This window comes from Nonomuraea sp. NPDC050451, from assembly GCF_044458585.1.
Window position 1 is genome coordinate 210,108 of record NZ_JBITHZ010000014.1, and the last position, 26,914, is coordinate 237,021.

Sequence of the window (26,914 nt, forward strand, 5' to 3'; positions counted from 1 at the left end):
CGGCACCCCGCGGCGCCTGAGAAGCGCCACCCCTGATCGCTCGCGGCGGGCGCCGTTTCGATAGATTCGTCCCTCGGTGACCGACCGAAGGAGCCCCGTGACCATTCCCGAACTGACCGACGTCCACGCGGCGTGGCTGCCGCCCGAGGCGTTCCGGGCGATCGGTTCCCGCCGTACCCTCGTGCAGGCCGACGGGCCGCTCGCCGAGACCGTGCGGGCGGAGGTCGCGCAGGCCCGCGCCCGGTACGGCGGCGCCGCCGAGGGCCCGTACGACCTGGTGCTGAGCCTGGACGCGGCCGAGGGCGCGGACGGGTACGCGATCGCGCGGCGGGACGGCGTGACGACCGTGACCGGCGGCGACGCGGCCGGGCTGCTGTACGGGTTCTTCCACGTCGTACGGCTCGGCGAGGCCGCGTTCGGGGCCGACAGGGAGACGGAGCACCACCGGCCCGCGATGCGCAGGCGCATGCTCGACCACTGGGACAACATCGACGTGCACCCGGTGATGGGCCAGGTCGAGCGCGGGTACGCGGGCGGGTCGATCTTCTGGGACAAGGGCGCCCCGCGCGCGGACCTGACCCGGGTGCGGGCCTACGGGCGGCTGCTGGCCGCCTCCGGCGTCAACGCGGTCGCGATCAACAACGTGAACGTGCACGGCACCGAGGCCCACCTGCTGACCGACCGGCTCGGCGAGGTGGCCGCGATCGCGGCCGAGCTGCGCCCGTACGGGATCCGCGTGCATCTGTCGGTCAACTTCGCCTCCCCGATCGTCCTCGGCGGCCTGTCCACGGCCGACCCGCTCGACGAGGGCGTGCGGGCGTGGTGGGCGCGGACCACCGAGCAGGTGTACGCGACGATCCCCGACTTCGGCGGGTACGTGGTGAAGGCCGACTCGGAGGGCCAGCCGGGCCCGTTCGCGTACGGGCGCACCCACGCCGACGGCGCGAACATGCTCGCCGAGGCCCTGGCCCCCTTCGGCGGGGTCGTGCACTGGCGGGCCTTCGTCTACAACCACCGCCAGGACTGGCGCGACCGCTCGACCGACCGGGCCCGCGCCGCCTACGACCACTTCGCCCCGCTCGACGGCCGGTTCCTGGACAACGCGATCCTGCAGGTCAAGCACGGCCCCATGGACTTCCAGACGCGCGAGCCGGTCTCCCCGGTGATCCTGGAGATGCGGGGCACCCGCCTGGCGGTGGAGCTGCAGGTGACGCAGGAGTACACCGGCCAGCAGCGGCACGTCTGCTACCTGGCCCCCATGTGGAGCGAGATCCTCGCGTTCGAGAACGTCGCCGAGGCGGGCGACCTGGTCGCGGTCTCCAACGTGGGCGACGACCGCTACTGGACCGGCCACCCGCTCGCGCAGGCCAACCTGTACGCGTTCGGCCGCCTCGCCTGGGACCCGGCCCTCGACCCGGCCGCCGTCCTCGACGAGTGGATGGACCTCACCTTCGCCTGGCCCGGCGAGTCGCTGCGGCGCACCCTGCACGCCATGATGGACGGGTCGTGGCGCACGTACGAGCGCTACACCGCGCCGCTCGGCGTCGGCTTCATGGTGCGCCCCGGCCACCACTACGGCCCGGACGTGGACGGGTACGAATACACGCCGTGGGGCACGTACCACTTCGCCGACCGCGACGGCGTGGGCGTGGACCGCACGCGCGCCACCGGCACCGGCTTCACCGGCCAGTACCCGCAGCCGTGGTCGGACGTCTACGAGTCGCTCGAGCGCTGCCCCGACGAGCTGCTGCTGTTCTTCCACCACGTCCCGTACGGGCACGTGCTGCACAGCGGCTCGACGGTCATCCAGCACATCTACGACACGCACTTCGCGGGGGCGGACGAGGCGGCCGAGATGCGGCTGCACTGGGAGAAGCTCGCCGACACCGACGCCGTGGACCCGGACCTGTACGCCCGGGTCAAGGAACGGCTCGACGAGCAGGTCCGCTGCGCCGAGGAGTGGCGCGACCAGATCAACGCCTACTTCTTCCGCAAGTCAGGCGCGCCCGACGCGCGCGGCAGGCACATCCCCTGAGGAGCGCCCGGCCGACAGCCGGACGACGGCGGTGACAGCCGCGAACAGCACGGGCAGGGCGACGATCGCGGGCCACGGCACGTCCAGCACCACGTCGGGCATGACGGTCCCGCCCTGCCAGGCGCGTACGAGCCGGGGCAACGCGACGTAGCAGAGCCCCAGCCCCACCACGGTGCCCCCGGCGGCGTGCCACAGGGTCCCCCAGCGGCCCGCGGCGGCGGAGCCGAGCAGGAGGCCGGCTGCGGCCAGCAGCCCCAGCGCGATCGCCGCGCCCAGCGGACCGGGCGGTAGAGCCGCCCGGTCCAGCGAGTCGATCACCGTGATGTCCCACCCGGGCCTGGCCACCGCCGTACGGATCCCGCTCCCGTCGCCGTCCACGGCGAGCCACCAGTCGGTGGCGGGCAACGGCGGCCGTGCCGCGGCCAGGTTCCAGGCCTGCAGGGTCTGCCAGTCCATGAGGACGCCGGCCGAGTCGAGAGCGGCGCCGGGCATGCGCTCGACGACACCGGCGAGCTCGACCTGGAGCTGTCGCCGTCCGAGCGAGATGGTGCCGGTCCGGCCCGTGTGGAGCTTCGCCGAGGCGGCCAGATCGGCGGTGAGCACGATCGGCACCGGCCGGTCAGGGGAGGCGTTCAGCGGTACGGGCCGCACGACGGCCGCGCCGTCCTTCACCTTCAGCGAGAACAGCCCCGTGCCGCCTTCCGTGTCTTCCGACCAGCGCTGGCCCGCGGGCAGGGCCACTTCCCGGCCGTCGGCGCGCAGCGCGGTCACGGTGGCCACACGGGGGGAGTCGTCGGTGGCGTCGCCGAGGAATCCCCGGACGGACAGCGGGTAGGCGATCTTCCCGTCCCGGCCGGCCAGGTCCATGTCCGCCTTCGCGGAGCCTTCGCGCAGGGGTGCGACCGGCAGGTCGTGCCAGACGCCGAGGGCGTCGGAGACCACCACGCGCAGCCGCACGGGGCCGTCGGGCTGCTCCACCTCCACGGTCAGCGTGCGTGGCCGACCGGGAAGCGGTAGTGCGCCGATCTCGGGACGGCCGGCGACCATCGCGGCCGCCAGCTGCGAAACCGTCCGGTCCGACAGATCGGGCCGCAGCCGGAACACCTGGCCGAGGCGGTTCGCGTCGACGCCGAGGAGGGTGCTGTAGCGGAGGTCGACATCGACGCGATCGCGGTGGCCGGGCACCGCGGCGGTGACGCCGGGCAGCGCGGTGAAGGCGGTGCCCCGGCCGAGGACGCCCGGCTCGCCTCCCGCCGGCGGGCCGGTCAGCCGCACGTCGGCACCGGCCTGGTGACGGGCCTGATCCAGCTGCGAGGAACGCCAGGTCGCGGCACCGCCGATCGCGAGGACGACGATCGCGGCGGCGATCGCCGAGGAGAGCGCCGAGGAGAGGGCTCGTATCCCCGGCCTCGGTACCTCGGCGAACAGGCACACGGCCGCGACCAGCGCCATCGAGATCGCCACCAAGAGCGTTCCGGAGACGTCCGGCAGCCGTAATGCGGAGGCCCGCCACCACGGCGCGGCCTCCGCCAGGGAGAACAGCAGGCGAGCCGCGTAAGGCGCCGCGACCGCGCAGCCGATGACCACCGCCGCCGTGCCCAGGGCCCGGCCTGTCCGCCTGGGCCTGGGCGCGAGGAGCAGCGCCAGGGCCAGGAGCGCCGCCACGCCCAGGACGGTCCAGCGGGCCGCCTGCGACGCGGCCTCGATCCGGGCCAGCGTGCCGGGGAGGGCGCTGGCAGGCGTGCAGTCGGGGCAGCCGTTCTCCTTGAACCGTTCGCGCAGGTCCGGCAGCCTGGCTGCCGCCGCACGCAGCCGCTCGACCGGCAGGCCGCGCAGGTCGGGCACGACGGTCCAGGTGGCGTCGACCGTTTCGGCGAAGCGGTCGAGGAACGTGGCCTGATCCACCATGAGCGGGCCGTAGGTGGTGTAGCCCTCCCTCTCGACGCCACGGCCGAGCATCAGGTCGCCGGCCCAGCGCGGCCCGTACGGGTCGTCGGGCACGAACACCCCGGTGATCTTGACCCGTACCGGCTTGGCGTCGATCCGGCCGACCATGGTGATCACTTGCCCGGCCGTGAAACCGGTCAGTGAGGCGGCGGCCTGGGAGATCGCCGCCTCGACCGGCTCGGTGCGCGACCGGGGCCAGGAGCCGCCGATCAGTCTCGCGTGCTGCTGGAATCCGTCGAAACTGCCGAACCTGAGCCGCTCCGGCCGCCGGTACCTCAACTTCTCCTGGCCCGGCATCGCGTAGCCGTCCGAGCGGAGCAGGGTGGTCACCTCGGTGGGCGCACCGCCGAAGGCCAGAGCGGTCTGTGTCCGCACGGCCCGGTCGAACGCGGCGAAGTTCCCGGCGTTGATCACTCCGGCGACCGTGACGCCGACGGCCTGCGGCGAAGCCGTCTCCACGGCACGCCGCACCTCCGCGTCACCCAGAGCTGTGGCACACATGCCGAGGCCGGCGAACACGGTGGCGACCAGCAGGCTCACCACGCCCACCCTCAGCGCCGACGGCACACCACCGCCGCCTTCCACAACTCCCATGACCAGCCCTTCGGTTGCCTCGGTTTCTCAGATGATCACCTTGGCAGCCGGACGGCGGCGGTGGCCAGTCCTAGGCGGTGAAGCGCTCGCGGACTTCGTCGATCATGGGGCGGCTGTTCCACAGCAGCGCCGCGGCGAACGCCGAGGCCAGCAGGGCGGGCGCCAGCTCGGTGGCGACCATCGTGACGCCGCCCGCCACGATCAGCAGGGACGCGTTGCCGAAAGCGGCCTTCGGGTGGCGCATGAGGAAGTACGACGCCAGCCGCGCCACGTCCACCGCCCGGAACGCGAACAGCGACGTGATCACCAGGGCGTTGGCGACCCACAGCATCGCCGCCAGCGCGACGAGCACGAGCAGCACCGCCCACCACCCCGGGACGCCGGCTACGGCGAAGTTCGCCAGGTTGGTCCCGACGACGGCCGGCGCGACGAGCCACGGCACCCAGATCTTCAGCACGCCGCGCACGTTGGCCTTGTAACCGCGCCAGAACGCCGCCGCCGGATGGAGATCGGTCAGGTCCCGGCTGCGGTGGCGCAGCGCGTAGAGGGCGGCGGACAGCGCGGGGCCGAGCGGCAGCGCGCAGGCCGCCACCAGCGGCACGTTGGCGGCGTCGCCGCCGAGCAGGGTCAGCGCGATCAGGCCGGGCGCGGTCGCGACGAGGAACAGGCCCTCGACCACCAGCAGGCTGTAGATCAGCGTGGCGGCGCGCGAGAGGGGGCCCTCGCCGAACCGCCGCTGTGCCGACACCTCGCTCATCGGCTCTCCTCTCCCAGGCCGAGCAGCCGCCTGTCGTCCCACCACGGCGGCGTCCGGTCCACCACCGGCGTGAGCTCGACCAGCGTAACCTCGTGGCGGTCGAGCCGGAGAGCCAGGTCCACGCGACCGTCCGCGACGGGCAGGCTCCGGTGGGCGCGCACGGGCTCGGCCGCCTCCCGCAGCACGTCGAGCTCCCTGGGCCGGGGCGAGAGCGGGCGGCCCAGCTCGCACCACGCCGCCCAGGCGTTGCCCTTCTCCTCGCTCACCGACGAGCGCAGCTCGAACGCCGAGGCGGCCTCCCCGATCGGGATCGACAGCCGTACGGTGTGCCCGTCCACCGGCGACGCGCCGGTCACGTCCACCGGCGCCCAGGCCAGCACGGTGACCCGGCCGTCGCCGTCCCGGGTGACCAGGTGGTCCTCCCCGCGCGCCAGGACCTGGTCGCCCATCCGGGCCATGAACGCGTACAGGTGGTAGGTGGGCTTCTTGATCTGCCGGTGGGTCAGCAGGCCGAAGCCGCCGTGGAAGATCGAGGTCGGGATCCCCTGCTCCTCGAACATGTCGCTGAAGGTCCAGTAGGAGAAGGAGTCGACCAGGTCTCCCCCGGCCGCCAGCACCGGCGCGAGGTAGGCGGCGTGGAAGGCCGTGTCGTGGACGGGGTTGTCGGGCCGGTAGGAGGAGTTGAACTCCGTGATGTGCACGGGCAGCCCCTCCAGCGGGCCGCCCGCGAGCTGCCGCCGCGGCGTGGCGAACTGCTCCAGCAGCTTCGCCGCCGGCGCCAGCGTCTGGTGCACGCCGAACGGCACGTGCTGGGCCGGGCCGGAGGTGTACGCGTGCCGGCTGACGAAGTCGATGGGCAACGAGCGCTCGGCCACGAAGTCGGCGAAGCGCACGAGGAACTCGTCGGAGCCGGGCGAGATGGCCGGGCCGCCGACCTGGAGCGAGGCGTCGACCTCCTTGACCGCGTGCGCGGTGACCTCATAGAGGCGGTGGTAGGCCTCCTGGTCGGCGTCCTGCCAGAAGTCCTTGAGGTTGGGCTCGTTCCACACCTCGATCGGCCAGGTGCGCACCTCGTCGAGCCCGTACCGGTCGACGAGGTGCGCCACTGTCGCCCGCACCAGCTCCGCCCACTCCCGCCAGGAGCTGGGCGGCGTGACGTTGCCCTGCCACCAGAACACGGTCTGGTCGCCGGAGGCCAGCCCGGAGGGCATGAACCCCAGCTCCACGAACGGGCGGATGCCGAGTTCGAGGTAGGCGTCGATCACCTGGTCCACGTACGTGAACGAGTGGCGCACGTGCCGCGCGCCCGCGTACTCGTACGGCTGGTGGACGCCCACCCCGTCGCTCAGCAGCCCGTGCCCCCGGATGTGCCGGAAGCCGATCTCCCGCTGGATCAGCGCCAGCGAGTCCTGGTAGTCGCGGCGCAGCGCCAGCTCGAAGCGGCCGGTGCCGACACAGAACCGCCAGGCGTCGGACAGCCGCCCCGAGGCCTCCGAGGGCACGCGCATCAGCCGTGGTCCTTCTTGAACCGCTCGTAGGCGGCGTTGACGAGGTTCAGGTAGGAGGTCATGTTCTTGGCCTCCAGCTCCTTGACGTAGGTGTCCCACTCGCTCAGGTCACGCTCGCCGAGGACGAACTTGAGCGTCTGCTGGGTGACGTAGTCCTTCAGCGGCGTCTCCCACAGCGTGGCCTGCTCGCGCTCCTCGTCGTTGAACGGGTGCGGCGGCTCGACCGGCCAGGCCTTCCTGGCGTTCATCACGTCCTGGAAGGCCACCTCCTCCTCGGAGAAGGTGGAGTTCAGCAGCTTGGTGGTGCCGCCGTAGGCGAACACGCCGTTGGAGAAGCCGAAGTCCTTCTGCAGGTGCTTGGGCGCGCCGGGGTTGAGGCCGACGAAGTCGATGTCCTTGGCGAGCTTGAAGGCGCCCGAGGCGTCCTTGGTGTACGTCGTGCCCTCGACGCCCCACTTGGCGAACTCCTCGCCCTGGTCGGAGTACCAGAGCCAGTCGACGAACTGCATCATGGCCACGAAGTTCTTGTTCTCCAGCGCCTTCTTGGAGATCATGACGCCGTTCTCGAGCCGGGTGCCGATCTTGAAGTCGCCCACCGGGCCCATGGGCACCGGGATCTTGGCGACCTTGGCGCCAGGGACGAGCTTGCTCAGCGTCGGGCGGTAGTCGTTGACGATCGACTGCGCGTTCGCACTGATCACGAACGACTTGCCGGAGTTGAACTTCTGCTTGGCCTGCTCGTCCTGCTGGGTGAAGCTCTCCGGGTCGAGCAGCTTCTCCTTCACCAGCTTGTTCAGGTACTCCAGCATCTGCTTGTACTGCGGCATCGCACCGGTGTAGACGAACTTGCCGGCCGTGGCGTCGAAGGTCGCGTGCTGGTACTCCCAGCCGCCCTTGGCGCCGTAGGCCTGGGCGACGAGCTTGAACAGGTTGCCGCCCGGCGTGGGGACGCCGAACCGGTCGGTCATCGGGTAGAGGTCCGGGTACTCCTTCTTCAGCGCCTTGAGCACGGTGTACAGCTCGTCCCAGGTCTTCGGGACCTCCAGCTTGTGCTTCTCCAGGATGTCGGTCCGCACCGCCAGGGAGTAGTCGACCCAGACCTCCTCGTGGAGTCCGGGCAGCAGGTAGATGCGGCCGTCGGCCTGGCGCAGGGTGTCCAGTTCCGGCTCCATCTTCCACTTGGCGACCTTGTCCTTGAAGTTGGGCATCAGGTCGAAGTAGTCGCTGACCGGCAGGATGGCGCCGGAGGAGACGAACGCCTCCTCGGCCGGATGGTAGGTCTTCGGGATGATGAACGGGGCCTGCCCGGAGCCCACCAGCAGGCCGCGCTTCTTCTCGTAGTCGCTGAGCGGCACCTCCACCGGCTTGAGCGTCACGTTGGTCCGCTTGGTCAGCTCCTGCCAGAACAGCCAGTCGCTCTTGTCCGGGTAGAACGGGTGGTTGTTGTAGAGCACGTCGAACGAGACCGGCTCGGTGGCCTTGAACTGCTGGTTGACGCCGTAGTTGGCCATCGCGCCCGCCTTGTTCGCGGACACGTCGGCGGCCTTCTTCGGAGCCTCGTCCTCGCCGCATCCGGCGACGGCCAGAGTGAGCGCACCCAGCCCGAGGAGTGCCTGCCGGCGGGAGATGTGCTGCATGGGGGGATCCTTTCGGAGGGACAGTGGTTAACCCTTGACCGCGCCGAGCATGACGCCCGAGACGAAGTACCTCTGCACGAAGGGGTAGACCGCCAGGATGGGAAGGACGGTGAGCATGATCGTCACCGACTGGATGTTGGCCGCCGCCGCCGACGCCTCGCTGAGCGTCGCGCCCGCGGACTCGGCGCCGGTGGCGCCCGCGATGAGGTTGCGCAGGTAGATGGTCACCGGGAACAACTCGGTCTTGTTCAGGTAGAGGAACGCCGTGAACCACGAGTTCCAGAACGAGACCGCGTAGAACAGCACCATCGTGGCGATGACCGCCTTCGACAGCGGCAGCACCACCCGCCAGAGGACGCCGTAGGTGTTCAGGCCGTCGATGGCGGCGGCCTCCTCCAGCTCGTGCGGCAGGCCCTCGAAGAACGCCTTCATGACCAGGAGGTTGAAGACGCTGATGGCGTTGGGCAGGACGATGGCCCAGATGGAGTTGGTCAGCCCGAGGCCGTTGACCAGCACGTAGTTGGGGATCAGGCCGCCGGAGAAGATCATGGTGAAGACGGCGACCCAGATCAGGAACGTGCGGCCCTTGAGGTGCTTCTTGGACAGCACGTACGCGTAGCACGTCGTCAGCAGCATGGCGATCGCCGTGGCCACGACGGTGTAGACAATCGTGTTGCCGTAGTTCGTCCAGAACGTCGGGTCCGACACCACGAGCTTGTAGGTCGTGATGTTGAACCCGCGCGGGATGAGGTTGACCTGCCCGCCGACGATGTAGCGCTCCTCGCTGAACGAGCGGGCGAGGATGTTGAGGAAGGGGTAGAGCGTCACGATCACGACGCCGCTCAGGATGACGGCGTTGACCACCTGGAAGGCGCGGTAGCCACGGGTCTTCTCGACGGTCACCACAGGCTCGTCCCTACTGTGCGGCGGGAGATGAGGTTGGCCGAGAGGATCAGCACCACGCCGACCAGGGCCTCGAACAGGCCGATCGCGGCGGCGTAGCTCAGGTTGCTGGACTCCACGCCCATGCGGTACAGGTACGTGGAGATCACGTCGGCGGTCGGATAGGTCAGCGGGTTGTACAGCAGCAGGACCTTCTCGAAGCCCACGGCCATGAACGTGCCGATGTTGAGGATCAGCAGCGTGATCGCCGTGGGCCGGATGCCCGGCAGGGTGACGTGCCAGATCTGCCGCAACCGGCCGGCGCCGTCCATCCGGGCCGCCTCGTAGAGCTGCTCGTCGATGGTGGTCAGCGCGGCCAGGTAGAGGATGGTGCCCCAGCCGACGGTCTGCCAGACCTCCGAGGAGACGAAGATCGTGCGGAACCACTCCGGTTTCTGCAGGAACGCGGTGGGCTCCCCGCCGAACACCTTGACGATCTGGTTCACCGGCCCGTCGATGGCCAGCATCTGCATGACGATGCCGGCCACGATGACCATCGACAGGAAGTGCGGCAGGTAGGACACCGACTGCAGGAACCGCTTCACGCGCCGGTTGCGCACCTCGTTGAGCAGCAGCGCCAGCACGATCGGCAGCGGGAAGCAGAACAGCAGGGTCAGCGCGCCGAGGACGAGCGTGTTGGTGAACACGGTCCAGAACGACGGGTCGTTCAGGAACATCTTCACGTACCGCAGGCCCACCCAGCTTTCGCCGAAGATGCTCCCGCCGGGCTCGAACTTGCGGAAGGCGATCACGTTGCCGAGCATCGGGAGGTACCGGAAGATCGCGAAGAACAGCAGCGGCAGGATCGCCAGCGAGTACAGCTGCCAGTCGCGGCGGATCGCGTGCCGCCACGTGCCGGGTTTGCCCCGTCTGCGCCGGCTGGGCGCCGGCCCCGCCGCCCGCACGCCCTGCGGCGGATTGTCCAACGACGTCGTGCTCATCCCGCTCCTTCCCGAGTGATACGAGCCGTGACCAGCAGGTTCCTGTCGTGGCCGACCTCGCGCTCGCCGCCCGTCAGGCGCAGCGGCACGGCCGCCACGGCATCCGTCGCCGCGTCCGCGCTGGAGCGCCCGAAGCGCAGCTCGACGTCGCCGGGCTCGACGATGCGCCGGCCGCGCACGCCGGTGAACGACGCGGCGTCGGCCGGGACGGTGAACTCCACGCGTGCGGCCTGACCGGCCTCCAGCGGGACGCGGGCGTAGCCGACCAGCCGCACCACCGGCCTGGTGGTCTGCGCGACCGGGTCGTGCAGGTAGAGCTGCACGACCTCGGCGCCGGCCCGCGATCCGGTGTTGCGGACGCTCACCCCGACGGTGACCTCGCCGTCCACCGGCCACTCGGCCCCGCCCGGGTCGAGGGGCTCCCACTCGAACGTGGTGTAGCTCAGCCCGTGCCCGAACGAGTACGCGGGCGTCGGGTCCACCGACGACACCTGCGTGCGGCGCCCGAGCCACGGCGACAGGTAGGTGGCGGGCAGGCCGCCGGCGTCACGCGGCACGCTGACCGGCAGCCGGCCGGACGGGTTGACGGCGCCGGTGAGCACCTCCGCCAGCGCCTGGCCGCCCCGCTGGCCGGGGAAGAACCCGTAGACGACGGCCGCGGCCGCGTCGAACTCCGGGCCCAGCGCGTACGGCCGCCCGGCCAGCAGCACCAGGACCACCGGGGTGCCGGTCGCGAGCACCGCCCGGACCAGCTCGGACTGCACGCCCGGCAGGCGCAGGTCGGCGGCGTCGCAGCCCTCGCCGGAGGTGCCGCGCCCGAACAGCCCCGCCCGGTCGCCGACGGCGAGCACGCACACGTCGCTCTCCGCCGCCGCGGCGACGGCCGCCGCGATCCCGGAGGTGTCGTCGCCGGTGATGCCGCAGCCCGGAACATACGTCAGATCGGGGATCAGCGTGCCGAGCGCCTCGCGCAGCGACGGAATGTCGATGCCGAGCCCGTGCTCCGGGTGCGGGCCCACGTGCGCCGGGAAGGCGTAGCAGCCGAGCATCGCCATCGGGTCGTCGGCCACCGGGCCCACGAGGGCCACCCGCCGGCCCGGGGCGAGCGGCAGGAGGCCGCCGGTGTTGCGCACCAGCACGATCGACTCGCGGGCCAGGCGCAGGGCGAGCTCCTGACTCTCCTCGTCGTCGAGGCGCACGTCCTCGGGTTCGCCGGGCAGCGGCCGCCAGTCCTCGTCGAGCAGCCCGAGCTCGGCCTTCTGCGTCAGCACCCGGCGCAGGGCGCGGTCGATCAGCGCCTCGTCGACCTGCCCGGCCTTCACCGCCTCGATCAAGGGGGTGCCGAAGGTGTCCACCGTGGGCAGCTCGACGTCGATCCCGGCGCGCAGGGCGAGCCCGGCCGCCTCCCCCGCGTCCGCCGCGACGCCCTGCAGCTTCTGCAGGAACCGGACCGCGAAGTAGTCCGACACCACCGTGCCCGCGAATCCCCACTCGTCCCGCAGGAGCCCGGTCAGCAGGCTCTCGTCCGCCGCCGCGGGAACGCCGTCGATCTCGGCGTAGGAGTTCATCACCGACCGGGGGCCGCCGAGGCGCAGGGCCATCTCGAACGGAGGCAGGATCACGTCGGCCAGCTCCCTGCGCCCCATGTGCACGGGGGCGTGGTTGCGGCCGCCCCGGGAGGCGGAGTAACCGGCGAAATGCTTCAGGGTGGCGACGACGCCCGCGCCCTCGAGCCCGCGCACGTAGGCCGCGCCGACCGTGCCGACCAGGTAGGGGTCCTCGCCGATGGTCTCCTCGGTGCGCCCCCAACGGTAGTCACGGGTCACGTCGACGACCGGCGAGAGGCCCTGGTGGATCCCGGCGGCCCGCATGGACCTGCCGATCCGCCCGGCCATCTCCTCGATCAGCTCTGGGTCGAAGGACGCGCCCCAGCTCAGCGGCGTCGGATAGACGGTCGCGCGCCAGGCGGCGAAGCCGGTCAGGCACTCCTCGTGGACCTGGGCCGGGATCCCGAACCTGCTGGCGGCCACGATCTGGGCCTGCGAGGCGGCCAGCGAGCGCGCGCCGGCGACGGGGTCGACCGGCGCCGTGCCGAACGGGCGGGTCAGCTGGCCCAGCCCGTGGGCGATGACGTCGCTCCACTCCACTCCCGCCATGTCGGCCTGGTGCGGGGCGACGCCTCCCCCTGAGGCGTCGGCGCCGACCCAGACGCCGACGAGCTGGGCGACCTTCTCCTCCAGCGTCATGAGCGGGATGAGCGACTCGGCCCGCTCGGCGGCAGAAAGCCGCGTGTCCCGCCACCTGTCGATTGGTACCTGGCCCCTCATGCCACCCTTTCGGCTCTTAGCCGGCCTACTGCCGAAACTTTCGAGGAATTCCCGTTAATATTGCGGCAACTTATGGGTCCAGGTTTCGGCGTGTCAAGAGGGTGCAAACTGTTATATTTGTGCTGATCACCGCAGGGTCAGGCCAGCATTCGACGCCCGCATTTCCAGAAAGTTTCCGGATGCTCAGATGACAAGTTGCCGTTCAGCCACGCTCAGGTCAGAGACTCCGTCAGAGTGCGGGCCGCCTGGGTGACGAGCTTGCCGTACTCCCCGCGCAGTTCTTCCGGCATGCGGCTGGCGGGGGTGGAGACGCTGAGGCTGGCGATCGGGCCGTCCGGGCCCAGCACGGCGGCGGCCACGGCCGCGATGTCGGAGCGCCACTCACCGCGGTTGTCCGCGTAGCCCCGCGCCCGGACCGCCGCCAGCTCGGCGCCCAGCGCCTCGGCGTCGGTGATCGTCGTGTCCGTGTACGACGCGAGCTCCGGCAGCGGTGCGGGCCTGTGCGCGAGCACGGCCTTGCCGTTGGCCGAGGCGTGCAGCGGCAGCCTGATGCCGAGCGGCAGCACGATGCGCAGCGGCTTGTCGGTCTCCAGCCGCTCGATCAGGACGACCGCGTCGCCCTCCGGCACCATCAGGTGGATCGTCTCCCCGGTGCGCTGCCGTAGCTGCTCCATGACCGGCAACGCCGCGTCCCGCAGGCCCAGCTCCGTCCTGCGGCCGACCTGGAGCGCCTTGCTCGTCACCTGCCAGCGCGTGATCTCGCCCGCGGCGGGCCTGATCCACCCGGCCTCGTGCAGCGTCCTCAGCGAGCGCTGCACCGTGCTCTTGGGCAGGCCGAGCACCCGGGCCAGCTCCCCGACCCCGGCGGGCTGGCGGGCGGCGACCTCTTCGAGCACCCGGAGGGCGTTGATCACGTTCTGCATTCATTGACTCCTCTGCGGACCGATTTTAATGTTAGTGAACCGCAACGCAGCACACCGTGCCGTTACACGGCACGCAAGGAGCATCTCATCGTGGGCCGTCATTTCCTGCAGATCCCAGGACCGACCAACGTTCCCGACCGGGTGCTGCGCGCCATCGCCCAGCCCACCATCGATCACCGCGGCCCCGCCTTCGCCCGCCTGGCCGGCGAGGTCCTGGAGCGGCTGAAGGCGGTCTTCCGGACCCGCCACCACGTGATCGTCTACCCGTCGTCGGGGACGGGCGCGTGGGAGGCGGCGCTGGTCAACACGCTCTCGCCCGGAGACAGGGTGCTGGCGTACGAGACCGGGCACTTCTCCATGCTGTGGTGCGAGATGGCCGCCCGGCTGGGACTGGTCGTCGACCTGGTGCCCGGCGACTGGCGGCACGGCGCCGACCCCGACGCGATCGCCGGCCACCTCACCGCCGAGCACGCCGCCGTCATGGTCGTGCACAACGAGACCTCGACCGGCGTGCGCAGCCGGATCCCGGAGATCCGCGCGGCCGTCGACCGGACCGGGCACTCCCCGCTGCTGCTGGTGGACACGATCTCGTCGCTGGGCTCCATGGACTACCGCCACGACGAATGGGGCGTGGACGTGACCGTCGGCTGCTCGCAGAAGGGGCTCATGCTGCCGCCCGGCATCGGGCTCAACGCGATCAGCCCGAAGGCGCTGGCCCACCGGGGGCGGCTGCCCCGCTCGTACTGGGACTGGGAGCCGATCATCGCGGCCAACCGCGGCGGCTTCTACCCGTACACGCCGCCGACCAACCTGCTCTACGGGCTGCGCGAGGCGCTCGTCATGCTGCTGGAGGAGGAGGGGCTGGCGGAGGTCTTCCGCCGCCACGACCGGCACGCCGAGGCGACGCGGCGCGCGGTGCGGGGGTGGGGGCTGGAGGTGCTCTGCGCCGACGAGCGGGAGCATTCGAGCTCGCTCACCGCCGTGCTGATGCCGGACGGGCACGACGCCGACGCGGTCAGGAAGCTCATCCTGGAGCGGTACGACATGTCGCTCGGCACCGGGCTCGGGCGGCTCGCCGGGCGCGTGTTCCGGATCGGCCACCTCGGCCACTTCAACGACCTGACGCTGGCCGGCACGCTGAGCGGCGTCGAGATGGGGCTGAGCGCGGCCGGCGTGCCGATCAAGGAGGGCGGGACGCGCGCCGCGCTGGCGTACCTGGAGGGGGCCGAATGACCCTGGCCCGGACCCTGTCCCGGCTGCTCGAAGGGGACGTCAGGGACGATCCGTACACCAGGCATCTGTACGCCTCCGACGCCAGCATGTACGCCATCGAGCCGCTCGCCGTCGCCTTCCCCCGGCACGCCGGTGACGTCCAGGCGCTGGTCGCGGCCTGTGGCGAGCTGGGGGTGCCGGTGCTGCCGCGCGGGGCGGGCACCAGCCTGGCCGGGCAGACGGTCGGGGCGGCGGTGATCGTCGACTTCTCCCGCCACATGAACCGCATCCTGGAGATCGACGGCAGGACCGCCCGCGTGCAGCCGGGCGTCGTGCAGGACCAGCTCAACCGGGCGGCCCGAAAGCACGGGCTGATGTTCGGGCCCGACACCTCGACCAGCAACCGGGCCACGATCGGCGGCATGATCGGCAACAACTCGGCGGGCAGCCACTCCGTGCTCTACGGGTCCACCGTGGACCACGTCGAGTCGCTGCGGGTGGTGCTCGCCGACGCCACCACGCCCGACCTGCGCTCCGACGCCCGCCTGGGCGCAGCCGTCGCCGAGGCGCTGCAGGGGGTGGACCTGTCCGGGTTCCCGCGCTTCTGGCGGCACTCGGGCGGCTACCGCCTGGACCTGGCCGCCCGTTACCTGCCCGATCTCACCAAACTCATCGTCGGCTCCGAGGGCACTCTGGCCGTGGTGACCGAGGCCACGGTCGGACTGGTCGACCGGCCGCGATCCAAGGCCATCGCCGTCGGCCACTTCACCTCCACGCCGTCCGCCATCGCCGCCACCGCGGACGCGCTCTCCTTCGAGGCCGCCTCGGTCGAGCTGATCGACAAGGCCATCCTCGACCTGTCCAGGCAGCGGGTGGACTACGCCGGGCTCGGCGGCATCCTGTCCGGCGACCCCGAGGCGCTGCTGTTCGTCGAGTTCTTCGGCGACAGCCCGGCCGAGGTGGCCGACCGCGTGGACAAGCTCGCGGCCACCTGGAAGGCGAACGGCCACGGCTACCACACCCTGCGGGCCGTCACGGCCGGGCAGCAGGCGGCCGTGCTCAAGGTCCGCAAGGCGGGGCTCGGGCTGCTGATGGCCTCCAGCGTGGGCAGCCGCAGGCCGCTGGCCTTCGTGGAGGACACGGCCGTGCCGCCGGAGCGGCTGCTGCCGTACGTCGAGGAGTTCGCGGAGATCCTCTCCCGGCACGGGCTTTCCGCGGGCTTCTACGGCCACTGCTCGGTCGGCTGCCTGCACATCCGCCCCTTCGTCGACCTGCGTGTGCCCGAGGAGATCGGCACCATGCGCGCGGTCGCGGAGGAGATCGCCGAGCTGGCCGCCCGGCACGGCGGCGTCAACTCCAGCGAGCACGGCGACGGGCTGGCCCGCTCCGAGTTCAACCGGCGGCTGTTCGGCGACGCGGTCTACGAGGCGATGCGGCGGATCAAGCACGCCTTCGACCCGCGCGGCCTGCTGAACCCCGGCAAGATCGTGGACGCGCCCCCGATGACGGAGCATCTGCGCGATCCCGCGCTGCCCGCGCCGCGCCCGCTCCGCACCACGATGTCGTTCGCGGATGGCATGCACGCCGCCGCCGACCGGTGCATGAACGTCGGGGTCTGCCGCAAGGACGACACGGGCGTCATGTGCCCGTCGTACATGGCCACCCGCGAGGAGGAGCACTCCACCCGCGGCCGGGCCAACGCCCTGGTCAAGGCCCTGTCCTCGGACGACCCCCGGCAGGCCCTCGGTGACGAGCGGCTGCACGGGATCCTCGACCTCTGCCTGGAGTGCAAGGCCTGCCAGTCGGAGTGCCCGCTGGGCGTGGACATGGCGGCGATGAAGAGCGAGTTCCTGCACCAGTACCAGGAGACCCACGGCGTGCCGCTGCGGTCGCGGCTGTTCGGGGCGATCCGGACGCTCAACCGGCTCGGCTCGGCCACCGCGCCCCTGTCGAACTGGCTGGCCGCGCCGCTGCGCGGGCCGCTCGGGCTGAGCCCGCGGCGCCCGCTGCCCCGCTTCCGCCGCGACAACCTGCTCCGCTGGTTCGCCCGCCGGCCGCCCTCCTCCGGGCGGCGGGAGGTGATCCTGCTCGCGGACTCCTTCACCGCCTACAGCGAGCCCGGCATCGGGCGGGCCGCCGTCGAGCTGCTGGAGCGCGCCGGCTATCGGGTACGGCTGGAGTCCGAGGGCTGCTGCGGCCGTTCCAGTATCTCCAAGGGGCTGCTGGGCCAGGCCCGCGCGATGGCCGAGGCCATGGTCGGCCGGCTCGGCGGCTCGGACGCGCCGATCGTCGGGCTGGAGCCGTCCTGCCTGCTCACGCTCAAGGACGAGTACGCCGCCCTGCTCCCCGGCGACCCCCGGGTGGCGGCGGTGGCGGCGCGGGCCAGGCTCATCCCCGAGCTGCTGACGGAGGCCGTGGACGACGGCTCGCTGCCGCTGAACGGCGGGCTGAGCGGGCGCCGGATCCTCCTGCACGGCCACTGCCACGAGAAGGCCGTCGTCGGCACCACGGCCACGCGCGAGCTCCTGTCCAGGATCCCCGGAGCGGAGGTGGAAGAGATCGACGCCGGCTGCTGCGGCATGGCCGGATCGTTCGGATTCGAGAGCGAGCACTACGACCTGTCCATGAAGATCGGCGGCCTCCGGCTCTTCCCGGCGATCGCCGCATCCTCGCCCGACACCCTGCTCGCGGCCACGGGGGTCTCGTGCCGCCAGCAGATCGCCCACGGCGCGGGACGCGCTGCCCGCCACCCGGTCGAACTCCTGCACCAGGTGGTCGACCTGCCATAACGCTCGGGGGAGATCGGAGTACTCAGTGTCCGCAGAGCTCCTGTCCATTCTCGCCCTCATCGTCATGTTCGTCATCGCGACCGTCTTCCCCGTCAACCTGGGCGCGCTGGCCCTGGTCGGTGCCTTCCTCGTCGGCACGCTGGCCGCCGGGATGAGCACGGACGACATCCTGGGGGCCTTCCCCGGCAGCCTGTTCGTGATCCTGGTCGGGGTGACGCTGCTGTTCGCGATCGCCACCAACAACGGCACGGTCGACTGGCTCGTACGGGCCGCCGTGCACCTGGTGCGCGGCCGGCTGGCCGCCATCCCCATCGTGGTGTTCGCCATCGCGGCGCTGCTGACGGCCGTGGGCGCGCCGGCTCCGGCGGTGGCGGCGATCCTGGCGCCCATCGCGTTCGGGTTCGCGGCCGACTACCGGATCCATCCGATGCTGATCGGGCTCATGGTGGCGCACGGCACGCAGGCGGGCGCGTTCTCGCCGATCAGCGTGCTGGGCGGGATCGTGAACGGCGTGACCAGGGACGCGAAGCTGCCCGGCGACAACCTGGTGCTGTTCCTGTCGAGCTTCGCCTTCAACGCGGCCGCGGCGGCGGTCGTGTTCTTCATCTTCGGCGGCCGTCACCTGGTCAGCCGCGGCACCGTCTCCCCCGGCACGCCCGACCCTTCGCCTGGTGGGTCCGCCCCGACCCCTTCGCCCGCCTCCCCCGCCTCGTCCTCGGGCGGGTCCGCCCCCGGGGCCGCGGCCACGTCCGTCTCCGTGGAGACCGCGGACGAGGCCGCGCCGGAACCGGTCCCCGACGCCGGTTCCGGTGGCCTGCGCCTCACCCCGCATCAGGCGCTGACCCTGACCGGCATCGTCGCCCTCTGCCTGGCGGTGCTGGTGTTCAAGCTGGACGTCGGCCTGACCGCCGTCACCGTCGCCGTCGTCCTGTCCCTCACCTCCCCCAGGACGAACAAGGGCGCCGTCGAGCGGGTGGCCTGGCCGACCGTGCTGCTGATCTGCGGCGTCGTCACGTACGTGGGCGTGCTCCAGGAGATCGGCACCGTCGACTACGTGGGCTCGGCGGTGGCGGCGATCGGCATCCCGCTGCTGGTCGCGCTGCTCATCTGCTACGTGGGAGGCGTGGTGTCGGCGTTCGCCTCGACGGTGGGCATCCTGGGCGCGCTGGTCCCGCTGGCCGTGCCGCTGCTCAACCAGGGCACCCTGGGCCCGGTCGCGATGATCGCGGCGCTGTCGGTGTCGTCGGCCATCGTGGACGTCAGCCCGTTCTCGACGACGGGGGCGCTGCTGGTGGCCAACGTCAGGGGCATGGAGCGGGACGCCTTCTACCGCAAGCTCCTGACGTACGGCGCGGCGATCGTCGTGGTGGGCCCCCTGGCGGCCTGGGCCGTGCTGGTGGCGCCCGGCTGGCTCGGCTGACGCCGTCCGGAGAAGCCCCGCAACCCGGGGAGCGCGGGCCTCTGCGGGTTGCGGGCCGTTCACTCCTGGCGGTAGCGCTCGATCCAGGCGGCGTTCAGCTCGTCGGCCTGGCGGCGGTGACCGGCCACGACCGCGCGGCCTTCGGGCAGGTCGAGCCCCAGGAAAGCGAGGATCCCCCGGGTCACCCCCGCCGGGTCCGCGTCGAGGTCCTCGTACCGCACTCGGTGCGGCCGCACGCCGCACGAGGCGAACCGCCTCTCCCAGGCCGCGTTGTGCTCGTCGATCCGCTCGATCAGCGCCCCGATGCCGGCGGCGTCGTAGCCGGGCGCCCGCCCGCTCGGCGCGCCGCCGCCGATCTCGCCGTCGCCGCCGACGTACCACGTGCCGGTCTGCTCGGCGCGCAGCCAGGACACCGCCTGCGCCAGGACGTCGTCGCGCCGCAGGTACACGAACCGCGTGCGGCCGAAGGCCCGCTCCAGCAGCCGCACGTCCTGACCCGCCAGGCCGGGGTGGGCCGGGCCGAGCCTGGCGACCACGTGGTCCAGCGTCCCCCACATGAGCTTCGCGCCGAACACCCCGTTCTCCGTCCGGCCCGCGGCGAGCGCCGCCCGCACGTACTCGCCGTAGCCGGCGGTGCTCGGGAGCCCCCAGCGTTCGGCCCACAGGGCCTCGTCGGGCTCCCGGAAGTACGCCTGCGGCCTGCCTGCCACCCCGGTGGACTTCAGCAGGCCGAGGAGCAGGGAGCTGCCGGTGCGCGGGGTGGCGCAGACGAAGTACGAGTCCGCTGTCGGCATGGTCACGGCGTCCAGACAAGGCGATCAGGCAGGTTTTCCGCAACCGGATTACGCGCGCACGAGGCGTGCCACCCCGGGCACTCAAGCAGGGCTGCTCCAGCGGGCCGCCTCGGCCGCCGCGCGGGCGGGCAGGTCGGCGTGCCCGCCGCTCGCCCAGGCGACGTACCCGTCCGGGCGGACCAGGACCGCCGCCGGCCGGCCCCGCCGCGCGGGGCCCGCGTACCGCGTGACCTGGACCTCAGGCGTCGCGCATCTCGTCCACCGGCAGCGGCACGGTCAGCGGGATCTGCTCGCGCAACCGGTCCCAGGCGATGGCCCGGAACCAGCCGTCGCCGAACGGGATCATGATCACCACGCCCGCGTCGTTCCCCGTGGCGAACAGGGCCTGCTCGGGCGGGGCGGTGAGCCGCACGTCGGCGAGCAGGATGTGGGTCTCGTACTGCCGGCCGGCGAAGTCGACCCCGATCAGGCGGCGTACGGCGCTGTGGGCGCCGTCGCAGCCGACGACGTACGCCGACGACTCCGTGCCGCCGTCGGCGAGGTCCAGCTCCACCCGCCGGGCGTCCTGCCGGATGCCAGTCACCTCGGCCCCGCGCACGATCTCGACGCCGAGCTCGCGGGCGCGGGCCTCCAGCACGTGCTCGGTGCCGCTCTGCGGCACGATGAGGATCATCGGGAACCTGGTCTCCAGCGAGCGCAGGTCGAGGGTGGCGCCGGGCGCGGGCGTGACCTCGTGCACCTTCACCCCGCGCGCCAGGAGGTCGTCGGCGAGGTCGCGGGCGTCGAGGAGTTCGAGGGTGCGCGCGTGGACGGCGAACGCCCTGGTGATGTTGGGCTGTTCGGCACGCCGTTCGAAGAGGCGGCAGCGGACGCCGGCGAGGGCCAGCTCGCAGGCCAGCATGAGCCCGGTCGGCCCGGCGCCGACCACGATGACGTCGGTCTCGTTCATGGGGTTCTCCCATCGGATTCGATGCCCTCACGATGCCGCCGCAACCGGTCCGGTCGAATCGGTGACGTACACAGTCGTACCCACCGGTTTCGACACATGAGTAGGCCCTACTCATGCTGCCCTGTCCGATCCTGCCTACCTTCAAGGCAGAGATCGTTCCCGAAGGGCAGGAAGACATGAACAAGACATTTCGCATCGCGGCGACTGCGGCGATGGTCGTGGCCGGGTCGGCCTTCGTCGCCCAGCCGGCCTCCGCGAGCTCGTGCGAGATCCAGCCGTACGGGCTGATCGGCGACTACTGGAGCTCGCTCGGCGGGGAGAACGCCATCATCGGCTGCCCCACCGACGAGGAGCGCAGCGTGCCGAACCGCAACGGCCGCAGACAGAACTTCGACGACGGCCAGATCGCCTGGTCACCGGACCAGGGCCCGAAGATGATGGTCGCTGCCTACTCCGCCAAGATCAACGGCAGGAACGGCCTGGTCTTCCGCTGGGGGCCGACCACGCCCTTCAACTACGACTACTACAGGGTGACGCTCAGCGGCGGGCTGAAGGGCGAGCTGAAGCTGAAGGACCAACCGCGTACGCGCGGGCGCCTCGTGGTCTACCCCGGCGCGGGGAAGCGGGTCAGCTTCACCGTCATGGGCTGCGACAACAAGTTCCCCTCCGACACCTGCCGTCAGGGGTGGACCCTCTGGGTCGCAGCCACCTCCAGCTAGGGCCCGCCGAGCTCAGGCCCGGCCGCGATGCCCCGTGCACTGCAGCCCCGGGCCTGGCATCGGCGGCGCGGGCCGGACACAGCTTGAGCAGAGCGACGTGGCCACGGTCGTCCAGCAGCACGGTACCGGGCGAGCGGATGCGCGCGGCCGAACTGCTCGATGGCGACCGGATCCACCCGCCCCGATGGTCATGAAAATAAGTTGTAGTACGCGTGCCCCGCAGAAAGTATTCCTGCATGATCCGGGTCGAGGGGTTGGAGCTGCTGGTGTTTGAGTGTGCATGAAGGTGCATGATGTGACTCTGGTTACGCCATCGCCGCAGTGCGGACTCGACGGCATGTGCGCGCAGCAGCCAGTCCTCCTACGCTCATGCTGCTGTCGCGCCGGGCGCGGGTCCCAGCTCGGCCTGCGGAGGCTGCGTTGCGCATCCACCAACAGTCTCGTGCACATGTTCTACCCAGCAGGGTAAACTCTTGGTATCGTTACGGCCACGCAACGTGAACTCCGGGAGGGGGCCGAGTGCCAGTCATGCGAGCGTGCCCGTTCGACCGCCATCCAGCGGCGCCGACCGCCGGTGCTCGCCGGACGGCCCCGGATCGCGCTGTCATCGCATCGAAGGCCCTCCAGCATGGCTGAGTTGCGCCCGATCGCTGCCGCGTTCGTGGCACCTGGTCCGTCTGGTGTCGCCGTCCGCGACCGGCTCAAACACCTCACGCCCGAGGATGACAAGGTGTTGCGCCTGGTCGGCGCGCATCTGGGCGCGCTGGCTTCCGCCGACCTGAAGACCAGGTGCGCCGACGGGCTGGGGCACTGCGCCCAGACCTGGGCGGCGCGCAAGCGCGAGCTGACCGCGTTGTCGTCGGCGCGCTGGGCCGGGGCCATCACCAAAGCGTCCCACGATCAGTGGACGCTGGCTCGCCGCTGCCAGGCCGACCACATCCGCGACCTCCAGGCCGCCATCGCCACGATCACCCGCCGGCTGTCCCTGCCCGTCGGGAAGAAGGGCACCCGCACGGAGCCGGGCGGATACCGTTCGCGGCAGGAGTGGTTCGCCAAGTCCCGCCGCCTGCGCCTCCTGCAAGACCGGCTGCAGCGCCGGCGGGCCGACCAGCAGGCCGGGCGGGTGCGCGTAGTGCGGGGCGGCAAGCGCCTGCTGAACACTCGCCACAACGTGGAGGCTGCGGGTCTGACCGAGGCTGAGTGGCGGCAGCGGTGGGAGGCCGAGCGCTGGTTTCTGGCCGCTGACGGCGAGTCCGGGAAACGCTTCGGCAACGAGACCATCCGCATCAGCCCCGACGGCGAGGTGTCGATCCGGCTGCCCGCGCCGCTGGCGCATCACGCGAACGCGCCGCATGGCCGCTACGTGCTCGCCTGCCGGGTGGCCTTCGCGCACCGGGCCACTGAGTGGGCTGATCGGATCGAGGCCAACCGGGCCGTGGCCTACCGCATTCACCTGGACGTGCAACGCGACCGCTGGTACATCACCGCCTCCTGGCAGATTCCCGCAGCCCCGGCCGTGCCCATGACCACCGCGCTCGCCCACAGGGTGATCGGCGTGGACACCAACGCCGACCACCTGGCCGCCTGGCACCTGGACACCCACGGCAACCCGATCGGCAACCCCCGCCGCTTCTCCTACGACCTGAGCGGGTCGGCCGGGCATCGCGACGCCCAGGTCCGCCACGCCCTGAACCGGCTCCTGCACTGGGCAAAAGCCTGCGGCGTGAACGCCATCGCCATCGAAGACCTCGACTTCGCCAAGGAGAAGACCCGGGAGAAGCATGGCCGCCGCAAACGCTTCCGCCGGCTCATCTCCGGCATGCCCACGAGCAGGCTGCGCGCCCGGCTGACCTCGATGGCTGACCAGAGCGGGATCGCGATCATCGCCGCCGACCCGGCCTACACCTCCCGGTGGGGCGCCCAGCACTGGCAACAACCCCTCACCACCACCAAACGCACGACCACCCGCCACGACGCAGCCGCCGTGGCGATCGGCAGACGCGCCCAAGGGCATCCGATCCGGCGACGGACGGCACCGCCCCCTGCTCACCGGAGCGATGGACAGGGGCATCGGACCGTCCAGGCCGGACCGGAAGCCCGCGGGCGTGAGGGACCCCGCCCCCGCATCCCCGGACCACGGACACGATCCGTCGGCGCCGGACGCGGAGCGTACGCGGGCGACCAGAACGCTCAACACCGCTCGGAGCGTTCGACTGAGCATGTGCCACTCATGCTCAGTCCTTAGGAACGGTTGAGCGGGCGTAGCAGACGAGCCAATGGATGTCGTTCATGCCCATCAGGGGGATCATGGCCAGGGCGTGGGCCGTCAGGCGCAGGCCGTGCAGGAAGGCGATCTCCGCCAAGCCCCAGCCCGCCAGCGATGGGAAGGAGACGAAGGCGAACCCCTCGTCCAGCTCATGGGCAAGCGAATGGGCATCGCCCAATTCGGCAACCTGCTCGTGGGCTTGACGCTGCTCGCTGTGGCCAGCCAGAACGCACAGGTCCGGTGGAACGCCTGGCTGATCGTCTTCTGCCTGACGGCGATCATCGGCGGCGCCCTCATCGAGGCCGCCTTCTTCCTGGCGCTCTGCTCCCTGTCGCTCCGCATGATCGACACCTTCGCCCTGCGGGCCTTCGTCCACGACGTCTTCAGCAAGTTCGGCTCGTACCCGATGAGGATCTTCGGTGGCGTGGTGGAGTGGCTGCTCACGTTCGTGCTGCCGGTCGCGTTCGTGGCGTACGTGCCCGCGGACGTCGTGCTGGGCAAGATCGTCAGCCTTGGGCACTGACCGCCCTGCTGGTGGGAGTGATCCTGATCATGCTGGCGTACCTCGCCTGGCGGCGTCAGCTCGACCACTACCAGAGCGTCGGTCATTGATCAGTAGGAGTAGCCGCTTGCGGCCTGAGCGGCGCTGCAGGCGCGTTCGGCGGGCAGCACGGGAGGCGCCCATGGCCGCCATGGGCTCCATACCTGCACAGTCGGAGGCCACACCCGGGCGAACAGGCAGCCCCCGTCCGGCTCCTGCAGAGCGATGCCGATCTTGCCGTCGAACTCAGCCACGTCCTGGCGGATCCGCGGGTCGAGGTTCAGGCCACGCACCGCACGGCGGGCGGCCCCGAGATCAAGAGTCGTGAGCAGATGCTTCTTCAGCCACGGATGAGTCTGGGCCGGCAGCGCAGCCGGAGGGCGGAAAACGCGGGGCCTGCCCTCCGGGCAGTCGATCTCGGTGACGCTCACTCTTCGGTCATCTTTGGTGACCCTGGCATCCTTCGCTACGGGGTGGAAGAGCACCACCTCCAAGTCGAAGCACAGGGACACCGACACTGCAGGCGACGAAACACCTGGTGAGTGCACAGGAGGCCGGGGCGTGCGGTCCTTGCCGCGAACCTTGATCCGAACGCGTCTTGGGTCACCGCTGGAGACGTCGTATACCGTGACATATTCCTCGTCCCGCGTGAGGTAGTAGCCGACGTCTTCAGGAACCCACGGGTCGAAACCTGTCAGCAGGTCGGCGATCTGGTCGAGGTGATCCTGTGCATCCTGCACGGCCGGGTCGGCGGTGCACGCGGTGAGCGTGAGCAGCGAAGCCAGGGCGAGGAGCGTGAGTCGGTGCACATCTCCCTTCGACCTCGCCTCGGACACTCCTGTTCGCGCCAGTCACACAATGCCGCGATTTCGTGATCAGCGGCTGCTGGCCGCTCTCACGCCGCGCCGAGCCAGAGGTCCGGGCCGAACACCTCGTAGTGGATGTCGCGCGGGGCGACCCCGGCCGCGATGAGCTCGCCGCGCGCCGTCCGCATGAACGGCACAGGCCCGCACATGTAGACGACCGCGCCCGCCGGGATGTCCACGTCGTCCAGGGACATCCTCCCGGTACGGGGGTGGCCTTCCTCGTACCAGAAGATCCGCTCCCCGCCGGGCAGGGTGTCGGCCAGGCGTTCCATGTCCGCGCGCAGGGCGTGGGCGGCCGGGGAACGGTCGGCGTGCAGCACCAGGACCCGGCGGGTGTCGTCGGTGAGCGCCAGGTGCTCCAGCATCGCGGTGATGGGGGTGCAGCCGATGCCCGCCGAGACGAGCACGAGCGGGGCCTCGCCGCCGTCGAGCGCCACGTCGCCGAACGGCGCGGACAGGGTCAGTTCGTGACCCTCCTTGACGGTGGCGTGCAGGAGGCTGGACACCTCGCCGTCGCCGACTCGCTTGACCGTGATGCGGCGCAGGCCGTCCGCGCCGTGCCCTGACAGCGTGTACTGCCGGAGCTGGCGGACGCCGTCGGGCATCCGTACCCGTACGCTGACGTACTGGCCGGGCCGGGCGGGCGGGGCCGGCGCGTCGCCGACCGGTCGCAGCACCAGCGACACGGCGTCCGCGGTCTCCTCGCGCCGCTCCACCACCTGCCACTGCCGCCAGGTCTCGCCGTTCCGCGCCCCCGCCTCGGCGTACAGGCGGGCCTCGATGGCGATGAGCGCGCCCGACATCAGCCAGTACACCTCGTCCCAGGCCGCCGCGACCGCGGGCGTGACGGCGTCGCCGAGCACCTCGGCGATCGCGCCGAACAGGTACTTGTGGACGATCACGTACTGGTCGTCGGTCACCCCCACCGCCGCGTGCTTGTGCGCGATGCGCCCCAGCAGCGCGTCGGGGCGCTCGTCCGGTTGCGCGATCAGCGCGCCCGCGAACGCCGCGAAGGCGCCCGCCAGGGCCTGCCGCTGCTCGCCGTTGCGCTGGTTGCCGCGGTTGAACAGCCCGTCGAGCAGCTCAGGGCGGTCGGCGAACATGGACTCGTAGAACCTGGCCGTGATCGTCTCGAGCCGCGCTTTCACGACGGGCAGGGTTTCGGCCACGATCGCCGCGCTCTCAGCGGACAGCATGAAGACCTCCCAGAAAGGACCATAAATTGGTATCTGGGATTCATATTATGCAAGGGTGGGGTCGGTGCCCTTCCCGGGGGGCGTCAAGGACAGCAGGACCGGCCCGGTCGGCGATTCCACCAGGGACGCGACCGTGATCGTGTCGAGCGAGGCGTAGAAGGCCTCCTGAGCCTGGCGCAGCGCGGAGCGCAACCGGCAGGCCGCCCGCAACGGGCAGGGCGGGTCGTCCTCGCACCCCACCACGTCGCCCGCGGCCTCGAGCGCGCGGACCAGGCCCCCGACCGTCGCGTCGCGCCCGGTCGCGGTGAGCTGCAACCCGCCGCCACGGCCTCGCCTGGCCTCCACCACGCCCAGTTCGCTCAGCCTCGCGACGGCCTTGGCGGCGTGGGTGTAGGGGACGGCGAGCAGTTCGGCGGCGACCCGCGTGGTCAGCAGGTCGTTCGGATCCGCCACGGCCAGCCGCATCACGATGCGCAGGGAGATGTCGGTGAAGGCGGTCAGGCGCATGCACCCACGGTAGGGGGTGTCCCGCAGTGGTACGGCAGCCTGCT

The 26,914-nt window shown here is 71.3% G+C and carries 21 protein-coding genes and 1 pseudogene; 7 read left to right on the plus strand and 15 right to left on the minus strand.

Annotated elements, in window-relative coordinates; genetic code table 11:
• Positions 1–97 precede the first annotated feature (97 nt).
• A complete protein-coding gene (locus tag ACIBI9_RS36065) occupies positions 98–2,035 on the plus strand; it encodes an alpha-glucuronidase (RefSeq protein ID WP_397228819.1) in 1,938 nt (645 codons plus the stop codon).
• On the opposite strand, the gene ACIBI9_RS36070 is transcribed toward ACIBI9_RS36065, so the two are convergent.
• The 8 genes from ACIBI9_RS36070 to ACIBI9_RS36105 all read right to left on the minus strand — a co-directional run bounded on the left by ACIBI9_RS36070 (position 1,997) and on the right by ACIBI9_RS36105 (position 13,611).
• Positions 1,997–4,576 (minus strand): hypothetical protein, encoded by a 2,580-nt coding sequence (locus ACIBI9_RS36070; protein ID WP_397228821.1) that lies wholly within the window; start codon positions 4,574–4,576, stop codon positions 1,997–1,999. The genes ACIBI9_RS36065 and ACIBI9_RS36070 overlap by 39 nt on opposite strands.
• Positions 4,577–4,646: 70 nt before the next feature.
• A complete protein-coding gene (locus ACIBI9_RS36075) occupies positions 4,647–5,333 on the minus strand; it encodes a hypothetical protein (RefSeq protein WP_397228823.1) in 687 nt (228 codons plus the stop codon).
• Positions 5,330–6,841 carry a hypothetical protein gene (locus ACIBI9_RS36080; protein WP_397228825.1) on the minus strand — a complete coding sequence of 504 codons (1,512 nt, stop codon included), beginning with the start codon at positions 6,839–6,841 and terminating at the stop codon, positions 5,330–5,332. Before ACIBI9_RS36080 ends, ACIBI9_RS36075 begins: the two co-directional genes overlap by 4 nt.
• Positions 6,841–8,478 (minus strand): extracellular solute-binding protein, encoded by a 1,638-nt coding sequence (locus ACIBI9_RS36085; RefSeq protein WP_397228827.1) that lies wholly within the window; start codon positions 8,476–8,478, stop codon positions 6,841–6,843. The genes ACIBI9_RS36080 and ACIBI9_RS36085 overlap by 1 nt, the downstream gene beginning before the upstream one ends.
• A gap of 27 nt (positions 8,479–8,505) precedes the next feature.
• Positions 8,506–9,381, minus strand: a complete 876-nt coding sequence (locus ACIBI9_RS36090) for a carbohydrate ABC transporter permease (RefSeq protein WP_397228829.1) — start codon at positions 9,379–9,381, stop codon at positions 8,506–8,508.
• A complete protein-coding gene (locus ACIBI9_RS36095; protein WP_397228831.1) occupies positions 9,378–10,361 on the minus strand; it encodes an ABC transporter permease in 984 nt (327 codons plus the stop codon). The genes ACIBI9_RS36090 and ACIBI9_RS36095 overlap by 4 nt, the downstream gene beginning before the upstream one ends.
• Positions 10,358–12,688: a glycoside hydrolase family 3 N-terminal domain-containing protein gene (locus tag ACIBI9_RS36100; RefSeq protein ID WP_397228833.1), complete on the minus strand. Its 2,331-nt coding sequence runs from the start codon at positions 12,686–12,688 to the stop codon at positions 10,358–10,360. The genes ACIBI9_RS36095 and ACIBI9_RS36100 overlap by 4 nt, the downstream gene beginning before the upstream one ends.
• A gap of 212 nt (positions 12,689–12,900) precedes the next feature.
• On the minus strand, positions 12,901–13,611 hold the full coding sequence (locus tag ACIBI9_RS36105; RefSeq protein WP_397228835.1) for an IclR family transcriptional regulator: 711 nt from the start codon (positions 13,609–13,611) through the stop codon (positions 12,901–12,903).
• A 90-nt stretch (positions 13,612–13,701) separates the two neighbouring features.
• Here ACIBI9_RS36105 and ACIBI9_RS36110 point away from each other — a divergent pair, with 90 nt between their 5' ends.
• Genes ACIBI9_RS36110 through ACIBI9_RS36120 form a run of 3 tightly spaced genes read left to right on the plus strand, consistent with a single transcriptional unit; the run spans position 13,702 to position 19,032 of the window.
• Positions 13,702–14,844, plus strand: a complete 1,143-nt coding sequence (locus ACIBI9_RS36110; RefSeq protein ID WP_397228837.1) for a pyridoxal-phosphate-dependent aminotransferase family protein — start codon at positions 13,702–13,704, stop codon at positions 14,842–14,844.
• Positions 14,841–17,612, plus strand: coding sequence for an FAD-binding and (Fe-S)-binding domain-containing protein (locus ACIBI9_RS36115; protein WP_397228839.1), 2,772 nt, complete (start codon positions 14,841–14,843; stop codon positions 17,610–17,612). The genes ACIBI9_RS36110 and ACIBI9_RS36115 overlap by 4 nt, the downstream gene beginning before the upstream one ends.
• 25 nt (positions 17,613–17,637) lie before the next feature.
• On the plus strand, positions 17,638–19,032 hold the full coding sequence (locus tag ACIBI9_RS36120) for an SLC13 family permease (protein WP_397228841.1): 1,395 nt from the start codon (positions 17,638–17,640) through the stop codon (positions 19,030–19,032).
• A 59-nt stretch (positions 19,033–19,091) separates the two neighbouring features.
• Here the strand turns inward: ACIBI9_RS36120 and ACIBI9_RS36125 are convergent, their stop codons facing one another.
• The 3 genes and pseudogenes from ACIBI9_RS36125 to ACIBI9_RS36135 form a co-directional block, all read right to left on the minus strand.
• Positions 19,092–19,826: a Stf0 family sulfotransferase gene (locus tag ACIBI9_RS36125; protein ID WP_397228843.1), complete on the minus strand. Its 735-nt coding sequence runs from the start codon at positions 19,824–19,826 to the stop codon at positions 19,092–19,094.
• Positions 19,827–19,907: 81 nt separating this feature from the next.
• Positions 19,908–20,051, minus strand: a pseudogene (locus ACIBI9_RS36130) (hypothetical protein); the annotation flags it as partial.
• A gap of 13 nt (positions 20,052–20,064) precedes the next feature.
• Positions 20,065–20,775 (minus strand): FAD-dependent oxidoreductase, encoded by a 711-nt coding sequence (locus tag ACIBI9_RS36135; protein ID WP_397228845.1) that lies wholly within the window; start codon positions 20,773–20,775, stop codon positions 20,065–20,067.
• Between the two features lie 176 nt (positions 20,776–20,951).
• Here ACIBI9_RS36135 and ACIBI9_RS36140 point away from each other — a divergent pair, with 176 nt between their 5' ends.
• Together ACIBI9_RS36140 and ACIBI9_RS36145 are read left to right on the plus strand one after the other, a co-directional pair.
• Positions 20,952–21,494, plus strand: a complete 543-nt coding sequence (locus tag ACIBI9_RS36140; RefSeq protein WP_397228847.1) for an LGFP repeat-containing protein — start codon at positions 20,952–20,954, stop codon at positions 21,492–21,494.
• Positions 21,495–22,122: 628 nt separating this feature from the next.
• The gene (locus ACIBI9_RS36145) at positions 22,123–23,739 is read left to right on the plus strand and encodes an IS200/IS605 family accessory protein TnpB-related protein (RefSeq protein WP_397228849.1); all 1,617 of its coding nucleotides are present in this window, start codon (positions 22,123–22,125) and stop codon (positions 23,737–23,739) included.
• Here ACIBI9_RS36145 and ACIBI9_RS36150 read toward each other — a convergent pair.
• The gene (locus tag ACIBI9_RS36150) at positions 23,729–23,938 is read right to left on the minus strand and encodes a hypothetical protein (protein WP_397228851.1); all 210 of its coding nucleotides are present in this window, start codon (positions 23,936–23,938) and stop codon (positions 23,729–23,731) included. The two genes, ACIBI9_RS36145 and ACIBI9_RS36150, sit on opposite strands and share 11 nt — an antisense overlap.
• On the opposite strand from ACIBI9_RS36150, the gene ACIBI9_RS36155 reads away from it, so the two are divergent.
• On the plus strand, positions 23,924–24,283 hold the full coding sequence (locus ACIBI9_RS36155) for an ABC-2 family transporter protein (protein ID WP_397228853.1): 360 nt from the start codon (positions 23,924–23,926) through the stop codon (positions 24,281–24,283). The two genes, ACIBI9_RS36150 and ACIBI9_RS36155, sit on opposite strands and share 15 nt — an antisense overlap.
• An 89-nt stretch (positions 24,284–24,372) precedes the next feature.
• On the opposite strand, the gene ACIBI9_RS36160 is transcribed toward ACIBI9_RS36155, so the two are convergent.
• From ACIBI9_RS36160 to ACIBI9_RS36170, 3 genes are all read right to left on the minus strand, one after another.
• Complete coding sequence (locus ACIBI9_RS36160; RefSeq protein ID WP_397228855.1) at positions 24,373–25,110, minus strand: hypothetical protein; 738 nt, start codon at positions 25,108–25,110, stop codon at positions 24,373–24,375.
• Positions 25,111–25,196: 86 nt separating this feature from the next.
• Positions 25,197–26,363, minus strand: a complete 1,167-nt coding sequence (locus ACIBI9_RS36165; RefSeq protein WP_397228857.1) for a globin domain-containing protein — start codon at positions 26,361–26,363, stop codon at positions 25,197–25,199.
• Positions 26,364–26,408: 45 nt separating this feature from the next.
• Positions 26,409–26,870 (minus strand): RrF2 family transcriptional regulator, encoded by a 462-nt coding sequence (locus ACIBI9_RS36170; protein WP_397228859.1) that lies wholly within the window; start codon positions 26,868–26,870, stop codon positions 26,409–26,411.
• Between the last annotated feature and the right edge of the window lie 44 nt (positions 26,871–26,914).